This is a genomic window from uncultured Serinicoccus sp. (genome assembly GCF_947487915.1).
Taxonomy (GTDB): domain Bacteria; phylum Actinomycetota; class Actinomycetes; order Actinomycetales; family Dermatophilaceae; genus Ornithinicoccus.
Genome location: NZ_CANKYH010000003.1, coordinates 190193 through 207987 on the forward strand (window position 1 = coordinate 190193; position 17795 = coordinate 207987).

Annotated in this window: 11 protein-coding genes; 8 read left to right on the plus strand and 3 right to left on the minus strand. The window is 74.6% G+C overall.

Annotated elements, in window-relative coordinates:
* Positions 1-104 precede the first annotated feature (104 nt).
* Positions 105-1598 (minus strand): trimethylamine methyltransferase family protein, encoded by a 1494-nt coding sequence (locus Q0795_RS04490; RefSeq protein ID WP_298887058.1) that lies wholly within the window; start codon positions 1596-1598, stop codon positions 105-107.
* A gap of 70 nt (positions 1599-1668) precedes the next feature.
* On the opposite strand from Q0795_RS04490, the gene Q0795_RS04495 reads away from it, so the two are divergent.
* From Q0795_RS04495 to Q0795_RS04515, 5 genes are read left to right on the plus strand one after another with little or no spacing between them, the layout of a single operon-like run.
* On the plus strand, positions 1669-2427 hold the full coding sequence (locus Q0795_RS04495) for an IclR family transcriptional regulator (RefSeq protein WP_298887060.1): 759 nt from the start codon (positions 1669-1671) through the stop codon (positions 2425-2427).
* Complete coding sequence (locus tag Q0795_RS04500; protein WP_298887062.1) at positions 2424-3101, plus strand: corrinoid protein; 678 nt, start codon at positions 2424-2426, stop codon at positions 3099-3101. The genes Q0795_RS04495 and Q0795_RS04500 overlap by 4 nt, the downstream gene beginning before the upstream one ends.
* Entirely contained in the window at positions 3098-4003 is a 906-nt protein-coding gene (locus Q0795_RS04505; RefSeq protein ID WP_298887063.1) for a dihydropteroate synthase, read from the plus strand. Before Q0795_RS04500 ends, Q0795_RS04505 begins: the two co-directional genes overlap by 4 nt.
* The gene (locus Q0795_RS04510; protein WP_298887065.1) at positions 4000-6015 is read left to right on the plus strand and encodes an ASKHA domain-containing protein; all 2016 of its coding nucleotides are present in this window, start codon (positions 4000-4002) and stop codon (positions 6013-6015) included. The genes Q0795_RS04505 and Q0795_RS04510 overlap by 4 nt, the downstream gene beginning before the upstream one ends.
* A gap of 58 nt (positions 6016-6073) precedes the next feature.
* On the plus strand, positions 6074-6742 hold the full coding sequence (locus tag Q0795_RS04515; protein WP_298887067.1) for a DUF1638 domain-containing protein: 669 nt from the start codon (positions 6074-6076) through the stop codon (positions 6740-6742).
* Between the two features lie 403 nt (positions 6743-7145).
* Here Q0795_RS04515 and Q0795_RS04520 read toward each other — a convergent pair whose 3' ends face one another.
* Positions 7146-7997, minus strand: a complete 852-nt coding sequence (locus tag Q0795_RS04520) for a methylenetetrahydrofolate reductase (RefSeq protein ID WP_298887069.1) — start codon at positions 7995-7997, stop codon at positions 7146-7148.
* Between the two features lie 117 nt (positions 7998-8114).
* The gene (locus Q0795_RS04525; RefSeq protein ID WP_298887071.1) at positions 8115-8807 is read right to left on the minus strand and encodes a dienelactone hydrolase family protein; all 693 of its coding nucleotides are present in this window, start codon (positions 8805-8807) and stop codon (positions 8115-8117) included.
* Positions 8808-8891: 84 nt separating this feature from the next.
* On the opposite strand from Q0795_RS04525, the gene recC reads away from it, so the two are divergent.
* Genes recC through recD form a run of 3 tightly spaced genes read left to right on the plus strand, consistent with a single transcriptional unit; the run spans position 8892 to position 17751 of the window.
* Positions 8892-12404: an exodeoxyribonuclease V subunit gamma gene (gene recC, locus Q0795_RS04530; RefSeq protein ID WP_298887073.1), complete on the plus strand. Its 3513-nt coding sequence runs from the start codon at positions 8892-8894 to the stop codon at positions 12402-12404.
* On the plus strand, positions 12401-15823 hold the full coding sequence (locus Q0795_RS04535) for a UvrD-helicase domain-containing protein (protein WP_298887075.1): 3423 nt from the start codon (positions 12401-12403) through the stop codon (positions 15821-15823). The genes recC and Q0795_RS04535 overlap by 4 nt, the downstream gene beginning before the upstream one ends.
* Positions 15820-17751, plus strand: a complete 1932-nt coding sequence (gene recD / locus Q0795_RS04540) for an exodeoxyribonuclease V subunit alpha (protein ID WP_298887076.1) — start codon at positions 15820-15822, stop codon at positions 17749-17751. The genes Q0795_RS04535 and recD overlap by 4 nt, the downstream gene beginning before the upstream one ends.
* Positions 17752-17795 lie beyond the last annotated feature (44 nt).

Here is a 17795-nt window from a genome sequence, read left to right on the forward strand (position 1 = left end):
CCTCTCCGCGCCGCCGCCGTGGCGGCGCCTCCAGGACGATCGTGGCACGGCGCACCGACAGTCGTCACGGATCGGGATGCCCCGATCCCGGGGCCGGCCGGACCTCAGTCGCCGAGCTCGGCCCGGCGCCGCACGACGAAGGCCTCCAGCTCCTCCCGGACCGCGTCGTCCAGCGGCGGCGCCTCGTAGGCCTCCAACCGGGAGGCGACCACGGCCGAGGCCCGGGTGGCCGTGTCCGGCGCCCCCTTGGAGGTCCACCGCTCGAAGTTGTCCGCGCTGGACAGGAACGGCCGGTAGAAGCAGGTCCGGAAGCGCTCCATGGTGTGCATCGCCCCGAGGAAGTGCCCGCCGTGCCCCACCTCGACGTGGGCGTCGAAGGCCAGCGACCCCTCGTCGATCTCCAGCGGCCGGAACTCGTGCTGCAGCATCTCGATGATCTGGCAGTCGACGACGAACTTCTCGAAGCTGCTCACCAGACCGCCCTCGAGCCAGCCGGCCGAGTGCATGACCCAGTTGGTGCCGGCGAGGAAGGTCGGCAGCAGCGTCATCGTCGCCTCGTAGCCGGCCTGCGCGTCCGGCACCTGCGAGCTGGTCAGCGCCCCGCCGCCGCGGAACGGCAGCCCGAAGTGCCGCGCGATCTGCCCGGTGCACAGCAGCCCCAGGCCCGACTCCGGTGTGCCGAAGGTCGGCGACCCCGACTGCATGTCGATGGTGGACAGGAACGACCCGAAGATCACCGGCGTCCCGGGCCGGATGGTCTGCGCGAGCGCGATCCCGGACAGCGCCTCGGTGATCTGCTGGGTCAGGGCCGCCGGGATGGTCACCGGGGACATCGCCCCCATGAGGATGAACGGGGTGAGCACGACGGGCTGGCCGGCGCGCGCATACTCGAACAGCGCCTCGAGCATCCGGTCGTCCCAGCGCAGCGGGCTGTTGCAGTTGATGAGCGAGATCGACGCCGGGGTGGCCTCGATCGCCTCCCGACCGCCGAAGAGGATCTCCCCCATGGCGATGACGTCGCGGGCGTTCTGCCCGGACACGACGTTGCCCATGTAGATCTTGTCGGTCTGCGTCATGAGCGCCAGCGTCATGTCGAGGTGCCTGCTGTCCAGCGGCAGGTCGTTGGGCTCGCAGACGACACCGCCGGCGGAGTCCAGCACGTCGAAGGACTGCGCCAGCCGGGCGAAGCGCTGGTAGTCGTCGAAGGTGCCGTCGCGCCGCGCGTCGCCCTCGCGCACGAAGGGCGGTCCGTAGACCGCGCCGAAGGCCATGCTGTCGCCGCCGATGTGGACCGAGCGCTGCGGGTTGCGCGCCTGCACGTCGAACTCCCGAGGCGCCTTCGCGACCTGTTCCAGCACCCACTCCGGGTCGAGGTATGCCGTCTCTCCCTCGACCCTCTGCCCCGCCTGTCGCAGCAGCTCGAGGGCATCCTCGCTGGCGAACTGCACCCCCACCTCGGTCATCAGCCGGCGCCACGCGCCGTCGAGCTGGTCCATCGCCTGCTCCGAGAGCACCTCATACCTCGGCATGCGGTTGACGAACATCGCACTCCTCCTCCCCGCCCCCGGGCGACCCGGGCGACGCGCCGGACGCCGCACCCTTGCGTCGTCTCACGATATGGGCATACGCTCCCACATAGTGAGCACTCAGGGAAGAGGGACACGAAGAATGGCGACTCAGGGGACCCAGGCGATCGACCGGGCGGCGGACCTCGTCGTGCGCGTCGTCCAGTCGCCCGACCCGCTGAGCACCCCCGACCTGGCCCAGGCCACCGGCCTGGCCCGGTCGACCGTGTCCCGGCTGCTCGCCGCGCTGGAGCGCTCGCACCTCATCTCGCGTGACGTGGAGGGCAACGGCTACCTGCCCGGCCCGCTCTTCGAGCAGTACGCCGCCCGCACCGACACCCGGGACTGGCTCGCCCGCGAGGCGCAGCCGACGATGGCCGCCCTCAGCAAGGCCACCGGCGAGACCATCAACCTGGGCGTGCCGGTCGGCACTTCGGTGGTGCAGATCGCGCAGGTGGACTCCACCTTCCTCATCGGCAGCCGCGACTGGGTGGGGGTGAACCTGCCGGCCCACTCCTCCTCGCTCGGCAAGACGCTGTATGCCTTCGGCGCGCTAGAGCTGCCCGACCGGCTGCCCTCGCTCACCGCGCGCACGGTCACCGACCCGGACGCGCTGCGCGCCGAGTTCGAGGTCATCCGGGCCCGGGGCTGGGCGACCACCGTCGACGAGCTCGAGGTGGCGCTGACCGGCATCGGCGCCCCCGTCCGGCTGCGCGGGCGCCTCGTCGCGGCCATCGGCCTGTCCGGCCCCACCTCCCGACTGACCGGCCGCCTCGACGAGCTCGGCCGCCTCGTCTCCCGGCACGCGGACGACCTGTCCGGGCGCCTCACCGAGCCGCACGTGATGAAAGGTGCCTCATGACTCCCGACGAGATCCTGCAGGGCCTCTACGACCGCACCCTCGTGGGCAACGGTCCAGGCGTCCTGGAGCTGACCCACCAGGCCCTCGGCATGGACATGGAGCCGCAGGTGCTCCTCTTCGACGCCCTCATCCCCGCCCTGGAGGAGGTGGGGGCCCGCTTCGAGCGGGGTGACTTCTTCGTCCCGGAGATGCTCATCGCGGGCCGGGCCATGGCCGGCTCGATGGAGGTGCTGCGACCGCTGCTGGCCGACACCGGCGTGCAGACGGTCGGGACCTTCCTCATGGGCACGGTCAAGGGTGATGTCCACGACATCGGCAAGAACCTCGTCAACATCATGCTGGAGGGCGCCGGCTTCGAGGTCATCGACCTCGGCGTGCAGGTGGCGCCGGAGAAGTTCGTGGCCGCCATCGAGGAGCACCAGCCCGACGTCGTCGGCTTCTCGGCCTTCCTCACGACGACCATGCCGATGTTCAAGGCCAACATGAACGCCCTCGAGAAGGCGGGCATCCGCGACGAGGTCATCGTCATGGTCGGCGGCGCCCCGGTCACCCAGGAGTATGCCGACGCCGTCGGGGCGGACGGCTACGCCGCGGACGCCTCGGCCACGGTGAAGAAGGCCAAGGCCCTGCTCAAGGACCGTCGTGCCCGCGCCGGGGCGGCGGTGCCGGCATGAGCCCGGCCTGGGGGTCGGCGGCGCTGGCCGGGGGCCCGCTGCACACCGTGCTGCGATCGGCCACGAAGGAGGTCGTCCTCGGGGCGGACCAGCGCTTCTGCGTCATCGGTGAGCGGATCAACCCCACCGGCCGCAAGGTCTTCCAGGCCCAGCTGCGCGAGGGCGACCTGTCGGCGATCGAGAAGGACGTCGAGGCGCAGGTCCTCGGCGGCGCCGACGTCCTCGACGTCAACATGGGCGTGCCGCTCACCGACGAGGCCGACCTGCTCGTCCGGGCGATCCAGGTCGTGCAGGCCCGCACCGACCTGCCGGTCTGCATCGACTCCTCCGTCGTCGAGGCGCTGGAGGCCGGGCTGCAGGCCTACCAGGGCCGGGCCCTGGTCAACTCGGTGACCGCCGAGGACGAGCGCCTCGAGGCGATCCTGCCGCTGGTCAAGAAGCACGACGCCGCGGTGATCGCGCTGCCCAACGACGCCGACGAGATCCCCATGGAGTCGGGCAAGCGGCTGGAGCTGGTGGAGAAGATCGTCCGGGTCGCGACGCGCGAGTACGGCATCGCGCTGCAGGACATCGTCATCGACCCGCTGGCCATGCCGATCGGCGCGGACAGCACGGTGGGCGTGACGACGCTGGAGACCGTCGCCGGGGTGCACGAGCGCTGGGGCCTCAACATGACCTGCGGCGCCTCCAACGTGTCCTTCGGCATGCCCGGCCGGCCCGCGATCAACGCGGCCTGGCTGCCGCTCGCGATGGCCGCGGGGATGACCAGCGCCATCATGGACGCCCGGACCGCCCAGGTGGTGGACTCGGTGCGCGCCGCCGACCTGCTCCTCGGGCACGACGAGTGGGGTATGTCGTGGATCGGCACCCACCGCGCGCGGCAGGCGGCCGCTGCGACGTGAGGCAGCAGGAGGCGGGGGCGGCCACGGCTCGTGGCCCGGTGCAGCGTGCGGCGGCCGGGGCCGCCGAGGTGGGCGCGGTGGAGCCGGTGGACGACACGCCGGTCGTCACCGAGGGCGAGTGGCCGGAGCGGGTCGACCTCTCCTACACCCCGTCGGGGGCGACCGTGCGCGTTCCAGCGGGGGTGAACCTCTTCGAGGCGGCGAGCTGGAACGGCATCGCCGTGGACTCGACCTGCGGCGGGCACGGCACGTGCCGCAAGTGCAAGCTGCAGGTCACCGAGGGCGACTGGATGCCCCCGGTGACGCCGCAGGACGAGCGCACCTTCTCCGCGGACCAGCTGGACGCGGGCTGGCGACTCGGATGTCTCGCCACGGCCTGGGGGGCGATGACCGTCGACGTGCCGCCACTGACCACCCGCCCCAAGGCGTCGACGGTCGGCGTCGGACGGCAGGTCATCCTGCGGCCCTCGGTGCAGAAGCGCTACGTCGAGCTCACCGAGGCGACGCTGGCCGACCAGCGGCCCGACCTCACCCGGGTGCTCGACGCGATCGAGGACCTCGAGCCGGTCGCCGAGCTGCACGCGCTGCGGCGGGTGGGGCCCGCGCTGCGGTCGGCGGACCACAAGGTGACCGCGGTGGTCGCGGACGACCGGCTCATCGACGTCGAGGCGGGCGACACCACGGGCCGCTCCTTCGGGCTGGCGGTCGACCTCGGCACCACGACGGTGGTCGCGACGCTCATGGACCTGACGACCGGCACCCCCGTGGCCGTCGCGTCGATGCTCAACGCCCAGCAGCCCTTCGGCGGCGACGTCATCTCCCGGATCAGCGCGACCATGCTCGACCCGCAGGCCCTGCCGCGGCTGCGGGCCCGCGCCCACGAGACGCTGGCCGAGCTGGCGGCCGAGGTGTGCGCCGAGGCCGGGGTCGAGCCGGGCGAGGTCTACGACGTGGCGATCGCCGGCAACGCCACGATGGTCGCGCTGCTCCTGGGCCAGGACCCGGAACCCCTGGGCGTGGCGCCCTTCATCCTCGCCACGGACCGCTGGCCCTTGGTCCCGGCCGTCGAGGTCGGCCTGGGGTCCTCGGTGCACCCCGCGGCCCGGGCCTTCCTGCACCCGGCTCTCGGGGCCTACGTCGGTGGCGACATCGTCGCCGGCATCCAGGCCTCGGGGATGGACCGCGACTCCCGGGTACGGCTGATGATCGACATCGGCACCAACTGCGAGATCGTCCTGTCCGACGGCACCCAGCTGGTCTCCACCGCCGCCCCCGCCGGACCGGCCTTCGAGGGCGCCTCCATCCGGTGCGGCATGCGGGCGGCGGACGGCGCGGTGGAGACGGTGAAACTGCTCGCCGACTGGCCCGATCCCGCCACCGGCGAGGAGGAGCTGCCGGACGCCGTGCAGCTCGGGGTGATCGGCGACGTCGAGCCGCGCGGGCTGTGCGGCTCGGGCCTGGTCGACGCGGTGGCCGAGCTCAGCCGGGTGGGGCTGCTGGACCCCTCCGGCCGTCTGGTCGACGCGGAGACCGCCCGGTCGGTGGCCCCGGCGCTGGCCGACCGGCTGGCCAGCATCGGCGAGGCGGGCGAACGCGTCTTCGTGCTCTACCGCGAGTCGCCGGACGCCCCGGCGTCCGAGTCGGTCTACCTCTCCCAGCGCGACGTCCGCGAGCTGCAGTTCGCCAAGGCCGCCATCTCGACCGGGTGGACCCTGCTGCTGGAGGAGATCGGGCTGGAGCCCCGTGAGGTCCAGCAGGTGCTGCTCGCGGGGTCCTTCGGCTCCTACCTCTCGCCCGCCGCCGCGGTGCGGATCGGGCTGGTCCCCCGGCTGCCGACGCTGCGGATCGTGGCGGCCGGCAACATCGCCGGGGAGGGCGCCAAGATGGTGCTGCTCTCGGCGACCGAGCGCGCCGGCGCCGAGGCCCTGCTCGAGGGGGTGCGCTATGTCGAGCTCTCCGACCGCAGCGACTTCAACGACCGCTTCGTCGACCAGCTCTCCTTCCCGGCCTGACGCCGCCGAGGACCCTCGTGCATCTCCTGCTGACACGAGCGTGCCCAGAGGAACGCCCGTGTCGCAAGGAAAGGCCCGGGCAGAGGCACGGACGTCCTCGGGGCGGCTGCGTCCGGCCGGGTCGCGCGTGGCGCTCGTCGCCTGCGGAGCCCTGGCGACCCACGCCGCGGCCGCAGCGGCACGGCATACCCCTCCGCTGCCCGTCGACGTGCACCCGCTGCCGCCCCTGCTGCACAACCACCCGCAGCGGATCGCCGGCGAGGTCGAGGCGGCCGTCGACCGGCTCGCCGGACGCTACGACCGGGTCGCCGTCGGGTATGCCGACTGCGGCACCTACGGCGCGCTCGACGCGCTGTGCGCCCGCCGCGGGGTCGCGCGGCTGCCCGGGCTGCACTGCTACGACCTGTATGCCGGTGAGGCGCGGGTCGCCGCGCTGCTGGAGGAGGAGCCCGGGACCTACCTGCTCACCGACTTCCTGGTCCGCAGCTTCGACCGCACGGTGTGGGCCGAGCTGGGGCTGGACCGGCACCCGGAGCTGCGGGACGACTACTTCGGCCACTACACGCGGTGCGTCTGGCTGGCGCAGGAGTCCGACGACCCCGAGCTCACCGCGCTGGCCCGGCGCGCTGCCGCCCGGCTGGGGCTGCCGCTGCAGGTCGAGCGGACCGGCACCGCCGGTCTGGACGACGCCCTCGCCCGCCTCGTGCTGGGGCCGACGTCGTGCTGACCCTGCCTCCCACCGAGCGCCGCGCATGGTTCCCCCCTGACCGACCGAGCGCCGCGCATGGTTCCCCCTTGACCGACCGAGCGCCGCGAATGGTTGCCCCCTGACCGACCGAGCGCCGCGAATGGTTCCCCCTTGACCGACCGAGCGCCGCGCATGGTTCCCCCTGCCCCGACCGAGCGCCGCGCATGGTTCCCCCTGCCCTGACGCGCTTCGTGCCGTCTTCAGGACGTGTCCACGCGGTCTTCGGCCCCGCCCGGAGGGCGCGACTGCACGGGGTATGTCGAGAAATCGCCCTGGCGGGCGACATATCCGCTGCAGTCGCGCACCACGGGACACGGGATCGGACCGCATCGGACGTCGTGACGAGCCAGAGGAGCGACCCGGGCCCGCGCTGGGGCCGGGCCTAAGGCCGGCGCAGGTCGGCGACCTCGGCGAGCTGCTCCCGCCGCCACGCCTCGGTCTTCTCGACCTGATTGAAGCTGTAGAGGTGCAGGCCGCCGATGTGCAGGCGCTCGGTGCCGGCGAGCGCGGCGATGCGGTGGGCGAAACGGGTGGTCGAGAAGCCGGGCAGCGCGATCCGGGTGAAGACCCCGCGCTGCTTGCGCAGGAAGCGCATGGAGTCGCCGACTCCGATGACGGTCGCCATCTTCAGCAGCTTGGCCGGGTCGACCGGGCCGGGCACGCCCACCCAGACCGGGTGCTCGATGCCGCGTCGGCGGACCCGCTCGAGCCACCGGCCGACCTGCTCGTCATCGAAGGTCATGTTGGAGACGATGTCGGTGGCGTAGCGCCGCTTGTCCCACATGGACTGGACGATGACGTCGTCGTCGATGCCCGGATGCGACTCGGGGTAGCCGGTGATCCCCACCCGCTCGAACGGCCGGCCCAGCTCGGCCAGCTCCATCAGCAGGTCCAGCGCGTTGCCGAAGGTGGTGTCCGTCGGCGTGGCGTCCCCGCCGGGCACGAAGATCTCGGTGACACCCGCCTCCCGCAGCCGCGCGACGAGGTCGGGCAGCTCGGCCCGCTCGACCATGCGCGCGGCCAGGTGGGGCACGACGTGGTAGCGGTCGGCGAGCTGCTCGGTGAGCGCCAGCGTGGCCTCCAGCCCCTTGGCGGGGGACGCCGTGACGGTGACCGTCCGGCCCGGCTCGACGTGCGCGTGCACCTGCTCGGCCACGGAGTCGGTCGGCAGGACCTCCAGCCGCGCGCCCAGCAGCAGCCGCTCCAACGCGGCCGAGGGGTACCTGTTGCTCATCACGCAACGCGATTCGCCATACGCACAACCCCAGCGTAGGAGCAGCCCGGCGCCCTGACAAGACCCGTCGGGACGGGATCCCCCTCGGCACGACCCTCGTCGGTCGGCGCCCGTCCCTCAGCCCCGCAGGTGGGCGGCCAGGAACGCCAGGGTGCGCGGCCACGCCGCCGCCGAGGCCTCGGCGTGGTGGAAGGCCGGGTGCGGGTTGTCGAAGGCGTGGCCGGCGCCCTCGTGCCGGACGAACTCCACCCCGTCCCGGTCCAGCGCGCGCTCGATCTCCTCGACCGTGGCCCGGGGGATGAACGCGTCCTCGGTGCCCCAGTGGTGCAGGCTCGGAGCGGTGACCTGGGGCGCGAGCTCCAGCAGCTGCGGCAGCGCGGACCCGTAGTAGGACACCAGGGCGTCGACCTCGGTCCGTGCGGCGGTCGCGAAGGCGACCCCACCGCCGTAGCAGAACCCGACGAGACCGACCCGTCCCGCGAGCTCGCCGCGCAGGTGCTCCACCGTGGCCAGGGTGTCCCCCACCGCGTCGTCCCAGTCGGTCGCGGCCATGAGCTCCATGCCGCGCTCCAGCATCCCCTCGCCCCCCTCGTCGACCTCGTGGTCCGGGATCCGCCAGTAGAGCTCGGGGACGTGCACCTCGTACCCCTGCTCGGCGAGGTCCCTCGCCCGGTCGCGCACGTAGGAGGACACGCCGAAGATCTCCTGCACCAGGACGATGCCGGCGCCGGACGGCTCGGCGGGGCGGAAGCGGTGCACCGGCAGGTCGCCGTCCGGTCGGGGCAGGGTGATGACGTCAGGGGTGGACATGGGCCCAGTCTGCGGGGAGGTGGGCGCGAGGGCCACCGGACCGTGGCCCCGGGTCCGTCGGTCGACGTGGATAGGGTCGGCGCCGTGACCCTGTTCGTGCACCGCGACACCAGCACGGCGGCCCTCGCGGAGGGCCTGGCCGACCTGTTGGCGACGCCGCTGCCCGACCCCTTCGACGAGGAGGTGGTGGCGGTCCCCGCCAAGGGGGTCGAGCGCTGGCTGGCGCAGCGGCTCTCGCACACGCTCGGTGCCGGGCCGACGGGCCACGACGGGGTGTGCGCCGGGGTCCGCTTCCTCCACCCGCACTCGCTGGTCTCGATGGTCCTCGGCATCGAGCGCGACGACCCGTGGCACCCGGACCGCCTGGTCTGGCCGGTGCTGGAGTCGATCGACGCCAGCCTCGACGAGGACTGGGCGGGGACCCTCGCCACCCACCTGGGTCACGGCTCCACCGAGCCGGCTGCCGCGCTGCGCCGCGGTCGACGGTATGCCGTGGCGCGCCGGCTCGCCGGCCTGTTCGCCGCCTACGCCTCCTCCCGTCCGGCGATGCTCACCGACTGGCGCGGCGGCGGCCAGGGCGACGGCCTGGGGGGCCGGGTCGAGGCGGACCTCGCCTGGCAGCCCCCGCTGTGGCGCGAGGTGCTGAGCCGGGTGGACGCCGAGCCACCGGACGTGCGCCACGACCGGGTGGTGCAGGCGCTGCGGGCGGCGCCGGAGGATCCGACCGGAGCCGGCGCCCCGCAGCTCGACCTGCCCGGGCGGCTCTCGCTCTTCGGGCACACCCGCATCGCGCGCAGCGAGGTGGAGGTCGTCGCGGCGATCGCGGAGCGACGTGACGTCCACCTGTGGCTCCCGCAGGCCTCCCCGGCGGCCTGGGACGCCCTGGCCGGCACCGCCCCCGGGGGGCCGGTCCCACGGGAGGAGGACGACAGCGCCCTGCTCGTCGACCACCCGCTGCTCGCCAGCCTGGGGCGCGACGCCCGCGAGCTGCAGCGCACCCTGGCGTTGGCACCGCATACCCCCGGCGAGCGACATCCACGGAGCGCTCCGGCCGGTCGCGCCGGCGGCCGCACCGCCCCCTCGCTCCTGCAGCTGCTCCAGGCCGACCTGGAGGCCGACCACGTCCCCACGGACGCCGAGCGGGCCGGCCGGCAGGTCCCCGCCGAGGACCGCAGCATCCAGGTGCACGCCTGCCACGGGCGGTCGCGGCAGGTCGAGGTTCTGCGCGACGTGCTCACCGACCTGCTGGAGCACGACCCCACCCTGGAGCCGCGCGACATCCTCGTCATGTGCCCGGACATCGACACCTACGCACCCCTCGTCCACGCCGGGTTCGGCCTGGGCGAGGTGGTGCGCGAGACCGGTCCCGGTGGCGCGGTGCCCGCCACCCACCCCGCGCACACGCTGCGGGTCCGGCTCGCCGACCGCTCCCCGACCGTGGCCAACCCGCTGCTGGCGCTGGCCGCCCGGCTGGTCGAGCTCGCGGGGGGCCGGCTGGGTGCCGGGGAGGTGCTCGACCTCGCCCGCACCGCCGCCGTGCGTCGCCGCTTCGGGCTGGACGACGACGACCTGGAGCGGATCGGTGACTGGGTGGATGCGGTCGCGATCCGGTGGGGCCTGGACGACGCCCACCGCGGTGACTACGCGCTGCCCGGGCTGAGCCAGAACACCTGGGAGTCCGGGCTCGCCCGGGTGCTCGTCGGCGCCGCCGTCGACGGCGAGGAGCTCGACCACCTCGGCACCACCCTCGGCCTCGACGACCTGGACAGCGCCGACCTCGACCTGGCCGGACGGATGGCCGAGCTGGTCGCCCGGCTGGGCGCCACCCTGCGCGCCCTGCGCCGCGCCGACACGGTCGCCGAGTGGGTCGGGACGCTCACCGACGGCGTCCTCGGGGTGGCCGACGTCCCCCCGTCGGAGGCGTGGCAGGTCACCCAGCTGCGTCGCGAGCTCGACCTCGTCGGGACGCATGCCGGCGCGCGGGCCGGTGACGGGCCGGGGTTGTCCCTCTCCCTCTCCGACGTCCACGCGCTGCTGGACGAGCACGCGGCCGGGCGGGCCACCCGGTCCAACTTCCGCACCGGCACGCTGACCGTCTGCACCATGGTGCCCATGCGCTCGGTCCCGCACCGGGTCGTCGCCCTGGTCGGCCTCGACGACGGCGTCTTCCCCCGCACCACCGCACCCGACGGCGACGACGCCACGGCGCGTCGCCCGGTCACCGGGGAGCGCGACCCGCGCAGCGAGGACCGCCAGCTGCTGCTCGACGCGGTCATGGCGGCCGGCGACACGCTCGTCATCACCTACACCGGCTTCGACGAGCACACGGGCGCCCCGCGCCCGCCCGCGGTGCCGCTCGGCGAGCTGCTCGACGCCGTCCGGCGGACCGCGCACCCCTCCTCCCCCGGGGTATGCCGCGTGCTCGCCCACCACCCGCTGCAGCCCTTCGACCCGCGCAACCTCGGTGCGTCGCGCCCGGGTGCGCCGGCGCTGCTGCCCGGCGGCGGGCCGTTCAGCTACGACCCGGCGGCGCTGGCCGGCGGCCGGGCCGCGGTCTCCCCCCGGGCGCCGCGACCCCGACCCGTCGACCCGGACCTGGAGCCGCTGCCCGGTGACCAGGTCGAGCTGGACGCGCTGCTGCGCTTCTTCGACCACCCGGCGCGCGCCTACCTGCGCGACCGGCTGGGGCTCGTGCTCCCCGAGGTGCCCGAGGAGCAGGGCGAGGGCATCCCCATCGACCTGGGCGGACTGCAGAAGTGGGCGGTCGGCGACCGGGTGCTGCAGGCGGTGCTGGCCGGGCGCGACCCCGGTGCCACCGTCGACGCCGAGCTGTGGCGCGGCGAGCTGCCGCCCCGGGCGCTCGGTGCCGGTGTCCTCCGGGAGGTCACCGAACAAGCGCAGATCGTGGCCGAGGCCACGTGGCGGACGGCCGGACGGGGCGGCTGGGGGGTGCCGCTGGAGCGGGGCACCCTCGACGTCGACCTCGTGCTGCCCAGCGGCACCCGGCTGACCGGCACGCTGACCGGGCTGATCGGCTCCCGCGTCGTCACGGCGACCTACTCCACGGTGCGGGCCAAGCAGCGGCTGCGCTCCTGGATCACCTCCCTGGTCCTCGCCGCCGCGATGGGCCCGCAGGCGACCAGCCACCTGCTCGGGGCCCAGAAGCGCGGGCGCCGGCCGGGCGGGGTGCACCTCGCCCACGGCCCGCACGACCCCGACCGCGCCCTCGAGCTGCTGGACCAGCTCGTCGACCTGCGCTCGCGCGGCCTCGTCGAGCCGCTGCCGCTGCCGCCGCGGACCGCGCTGACCTGGGCGGAGGCATACCTGCGTGGTCCGGGTGACGCGCACGCCGCGACCCTCGACGCGGTGCGTGAGTGGCGCACCGACGACACCTTCGAGACGGCGTTCCCCAAGGAGCAGGACGACCCGAGCCACGCCTTCGTGCACGGTGACGGGGTGCCCCTGCGCGACATCCTCGGCGTGCCCCGGGACGACGAGCGGTGGACGCCGGGCGTGGACCACCGGCTGGGTCAGCTGGCGCTGCGGGTGTGGGGCCCGGTGCTGACCGACGGCGCCGAGCGCAAGGAGCGGCTGTGAACGCGCTGACCCCGTTCTCGATCACCGACCCGCTGCCCACCGGCACCGTGCTGCTCGAGGCGAGCGCGGGGACCGGCAAGACGTGGACCATCGCGGCGCTGGTGACCCGCTACGTCGCCGAGGGGGTCGTGACCCTCCCGGAGATGCTCGTCGTGACCTTCGGCCGAGCCGCGAGTCAGGAGCTGCGGGCCCGGGTGCGCGAGCAGCTGGTCGCGGCGGAGCGGGCCCTGGCCGACCCGCCGGCCGAGGGCGGGGACGACGACCTGGTCACGCTGCTGCTCGACGCCGACGAGCAGGAGCGGGCGGTGCGCCGCCGACGGCTGCGGACGGCGCTGTCCGACATCGACGCCGCCACCATCGCCACCACCCACCAGTTCTGCCAGCAGGTGCTGCGCAGCCTGGGCGTCGCCGGGACGGCGGACGCCGACGCCGAGCTCGTGGACGACCTCGACCGGCTGCTCGTCGAGGTCGTCGACGACCTCTACCTGCGCGCCTTCGCGCTGCGCGACGAAGATCCCTTCTTCACCCGCCGGGAGGCGCTGCAGATCGCCCGGACCGTCGTCGACGACGTCCACGCCGAGCTGCGCCCCACCGCCGCCGAGCCGCGCTCGGTGCCCGACCGGCGGGTCCGCTTCGCGCGGGCCGTGCGGGAGGAGCTCGACCTGCGCAAGCAGCGGCTGCAGGTCATGCACTACAACGACCTGCTCACCCAGCTCGCCGGGGCGCTGGAGGGCGAGCACTCGCCCGCCCGGGCCCGGATGCGCCAGCGCTGGCGGGTCGTGCTCGTCGACGAGTTCCAGGACACCGACCCCATCCAGTGGTCGGTGCTCGACCGGGCCTTCTCCGGCCACGCCCACGCGATGGTGCTCATCGGCGACCCGAAGCAGGCGATCTACGCCTTCCGGGGCGGCGACGTCCCGACCTACCTCACGGCCGCGGGGACGGCGGACGAGCGGCGCACCCTGCTGCGCAACTACCGCTCCGACCCCGGCGTGGTGCAGGCGCTGGGGGCGATGCTCTCCGGGGCCCAGCTCGGTGACGAGCAGATCGTCGTGCACCCGGTCACAGCCCACCGGGACGGGCCACGGCTGCACGGCGCCCCGAGCACCGCCCCGGTGCGGCTCCGGCAGGTCCTGCTGCGCGACCACCTCGGCAATGACACCCGGATGCCGACCGTCCGCCCGTGGATCGCGCGCGACCTCGCGCACGACGTCGCCGCGCTGCTGGCCTCCGGGGCCACCTTCGACGGGCGGCCGGTGCAGGCCCGTGACGTCGCCGTGCTCGCGCACCGCGCCAAGGACCTGCACGAGGCGCAGCGCGCGCTGCGCGAGCTCGGGATCCCCGCCGTGAGCACCGGCGGCTCCACGGTCCTGCACAGCCGCGCGGCGCACGAGTGGCTCGCGCTGCTCGAGGCGATGGCCGCGCCGCACCGCCCGGTGCTGACCCGGTCGGCGGCGCTCACCGACCTGCTCGGGTATGCCGTCGCCCGGGTCGGTGACCGCGGCGAGCGGCAGGACGACGAGCTCGAGGACGAGCTGGCGCTCACCTGCCGGGAGCTGGCCGGGCTCTACGCCCGGCAGGGCGTCGCCGCGGTCCTCGAGCTGCTCACCGCCCGCGGGCTGCCCGGACGGGTGCTGGCCCAGGTGGGCGGCGAGCGCACGCTCACCGACCTGCGGCACGTCGCCCAGCTGCTGCACGAGAACGCCCGGCGCGACCAGCTCGGCCTGGTGGCGCTGCTGGAGTGGCTGCGCGCCGGGATGGCCGAGGACTCCCCCCAGAGCGCCGGGGCCCGGACCCGCCGCCTCGACAGCGACGCCGCCGCGGTGCAGCTGGCGACGATCCACGGCAGCAAGGGCCTGCAGTACCCCGTCGTCTACCTGCCCTCGCTCGGCGACCGGTGGGTCAGCGACTCCCCCGCCATCCCGCTCTTCCACGACGAACCGCCGGAGCGCACCCGCTGCCTGGACGTCGGTGGCGACGACCGCGCCAACCCGGGCTGGGCCGAGGCGGTGCGGCGGCACAAGGAGGAGGACGCCGGTGAGTCGCTGCGGCTGCTCTACGTCGCGCTCACCCGCGCGCAGAGCCAGGTGGTGACCTGGTGGGCGCCGGTCAACAACGCCAGCAGCTCGGGCCTGCACCGGGTGCTCTTCGGGCGCGAGCCGGGGGAGGGCGAGGTGCCGCACCAGGTGCGGGTGCAGCGCCAGGACGACGCCGCGACGCAGCTGCTGGGGCGATGGGCGACGGAGGGGGCCTTCGCCCTCGAGCGGGCCGACCACGCGAGCGACGTCGTCCCCGCGCCGGCGCCGGAGGTGCCCGGGCTCGCGGTCGCCCGGTGGACGCGCCGGGTCGACCATGAGTGGCGGCGCACGTCCTACACCGCGCTGTCCACGCCATCGGAGACCGGCCTGGACACCGCCGGGGTGAGCACCGAGCCCGAGGTCGGCCTCACCGGCCGCGAGGACGAGCCCAGCGGCCCGGACCTCGTGGCCGAGAGCGTCCCGGCCCTGCCCGGCCTGGGCGAGGTGGCACCGGTGCCCGGTGCAGGGGTGCCCTCGCCCATGGCCGAGCTCCCGGTCGGCGCGACCTTCGGCTCCCTCGTGCACGCGGTGCTGGAGCACGCCGACCCCGGGGCCGAGGACCTGGCCGGCGAGCTGCGCACCCACCTGCGCGAGCAACGCGCCCAGTGGCCGGTGGACCTGGGCGAGGGCGGCGAGGACCTCCTGGTCGACGCCCTGGTCGCCGTCTGCCACACGCCGCTGGGGCCGCTCGCCGGTGGCGCCACGCTGCGCGACGTCGGGAGCTCGGACCGGCTGTGCGAGCTCGACTTCGAGCTCCCGCTGGGGGGCGGCGACCTGCGCCGTGGTCGCGCCGGCGACGGAGCGGCCCTGCTCGGGGACCTGGTGCCGCTGCTGCGCGGCCATCTCCCGCCGGGCGACCCGGTGCGCGGGTGGGCCGAGGTGCTCGAGGGGGCGCCGGACCTCGCGGGTCAGCAGCTGCGCGGCTACCTGACCGGGTCGGTTGACGTCGTGCTGAGGGTGCGGTCCACCGGTGGCGACTCCTTCCTCGTCGTCGACTACAAGACCAACTGGCTGGGCAGCCCGGAGGAGCCGTTGACCGCAGCGGACTACCGACCGGAGCGGTTGGCCGAGGCCATGGGGCACTCCTCCTACCCCTTGCAGGCGCTGCTCTACGCCGTCGTCGCCCACCGCTTCCTGCGCTGGCGGCTGCCCGGCTACGACCCCGAGCAGCACCTCGGCGGCGTGCTCTACCTCTACCTGCGGGGCATGTCTGGCCCGGCCACCCCGGTCGTCGACGGTATGCCGTGCGGCGTCTTCTCGTGGCGACCGCCGGTGGCGCTGGTCGTCGGCGTCTCCGAGCTGCTCGACGGGGCGGACCGGACGACGGGGGTGGTCGGGTGAGCGCGCCGCCGGGTGACACCGCGGCCGGTGCGGCCGTGCTGGACCTCTTCGAGCGGGTCGACGAGCACGACCGGCGCCTGGCCCTGACGACGGCCACCGGCACGGCGCTGGCCGCCTTCAACGAGGCCGGCCTGCTCACCGCCGCCGACGTGCACGTGGCCACCGGGCTGGGTCGGGCCGCCGGAGAGAAGGACGCCGACGTCGTCCTCGCCGCGGCGGTGGCGACCCGGGCCGTCCGCTCGGGGTCGGTGGCCGTCGACCTCGCGGCGCTCGCGACCCACGGGGCGCAGGCGCTTCCCGAGCTGCCGTGGCCGGACCCGGCGGGATGGACCGGGGTGGTCGCCGGTAGCCGACTCGCGGCCGCGGGCGGGCTGGTGGTGGAGGATGCCAGCGGTCTCGTCTACCTCCAGCGCTACCACCACCAGGAGGTGCAGGTGGCGGCGGACCTGCGGGCGCGGGCCGCGCTCGGCCCTCCCGAGGTCGACGAGGAGGTGCTGAGCGCCGGGCTGACCCGGATCTTCCCCGGGGAGGGATACGCCGAGCAGCGCGCGGCGGCCGAGGTGGTCGTGCGCTCCCGGACCGGCGTCATCACCGGTGGCCCGGGCACCGGCAAGACGACGACCGTGGCGGGCGTGCTGACCCTGCTGGCCGAGCAGGCCGCCGCCGCCGGCCAGCGACCGCCCCGGGTCGGGCTGGCCGCGCCGACCGGCAAGGCCGCCGCGCGGGTCAAGGCGGCGGTGGACCGGGCCCTGGACGAGATCGAGGCACGCACCGAGGCGTCCTCGGGACGGGCGGTCGTCGACCGGCTGCGCGAGGTCGAGCCGCGCACCCTGCACCGGCTGCTCGGGTGGCGTCCCGGCTCCCGCAGCCGCTTCCGCCACCACCGCGGCAACCGCCTGCCCCACGACGTCGTCCTCGTCGACGAGGCGTCGATGGTCTCCCTCACCCAGATGGCCCGGCTGCTGGAGGCGCTGCGGCCGGCGGCGCGGCTCATCCTCGTCGGGGACGCCGACCAGCTCGTCTCGGTCGAGGCGGGGGCGGTGCTGGCCGATCTGGTGGCTGCCGTCCCCGAGCACGACGCCCCCGGTCGGGACATGGCCGACCACGACGCGCCCGATACCTCTGCCGGCCAGGGCGGCCCCGACGAGGCGGCCCGGCCGGCTCCGCTCGCCCTCGCCCGGCTGCGCACGGTCCACCGGTTCGGCGAGACCATCGGCGCGCTCGCCCACGCGCTGCGGGTCGGCGACGCGGACGCCGTGGTGGATGCGCTGTCGGCGGGCAGCGAGGAGGTGCGCTGGGAGCGCGGGCCCGAGCCCGAGGCATACCTGCGGCAGGTCCTCACCGGGCAGGCCCTCGACATCCTGCGGGCCGCCCGGACGGGCGACGACGACGCCACCCTCGCGGCGCTGCACCGCCACCGCCTGCTCTGCGCCCACCGGGAGGGTCATCGCGGCGTGCGCCGGTGGAACCATCTCGTCGAGACGTGGATGGCCGAGGAGACCGGGCTGAGCTTCTACGAACCGATGTACCTCGGCCGGCCGTTGCTCGTCACCGCCAACGACTACGCCACCGGCGTCCTCAACGGCGACACCGGCGTGGTCGTGGCCTCGCAGACGCCCGCCGGGGCCCCGGTGCGGATGGCAGTCATCGACGGCACGGGGGGACGCACCCGCTACGCCCCCTCCCGCCTGGGTGACGTCGAGACCATGCACGCGATGACGATCCACAAGGCGCAGGGCAGCCAGGCCCAGGAGGTCACCGTGCTGCTGCCGGAGCTGGACAGCCCGCTGCTGACCCGGGAGCTGTTCTACACCGCCGTGACCCGGGCCGAGCGGCAGGTGCGGGTGCTCGGGTCCGAGGAGGAGGTGCGGGCCGCCGTCGAGCGACGGGTCGTCCGCGCCAGCGGGCTGCGCCAGCGGTTGAGCTGAGCGCATGCTGCAAGGAGCCATTGCTGCACGTAGCGATCACTCTC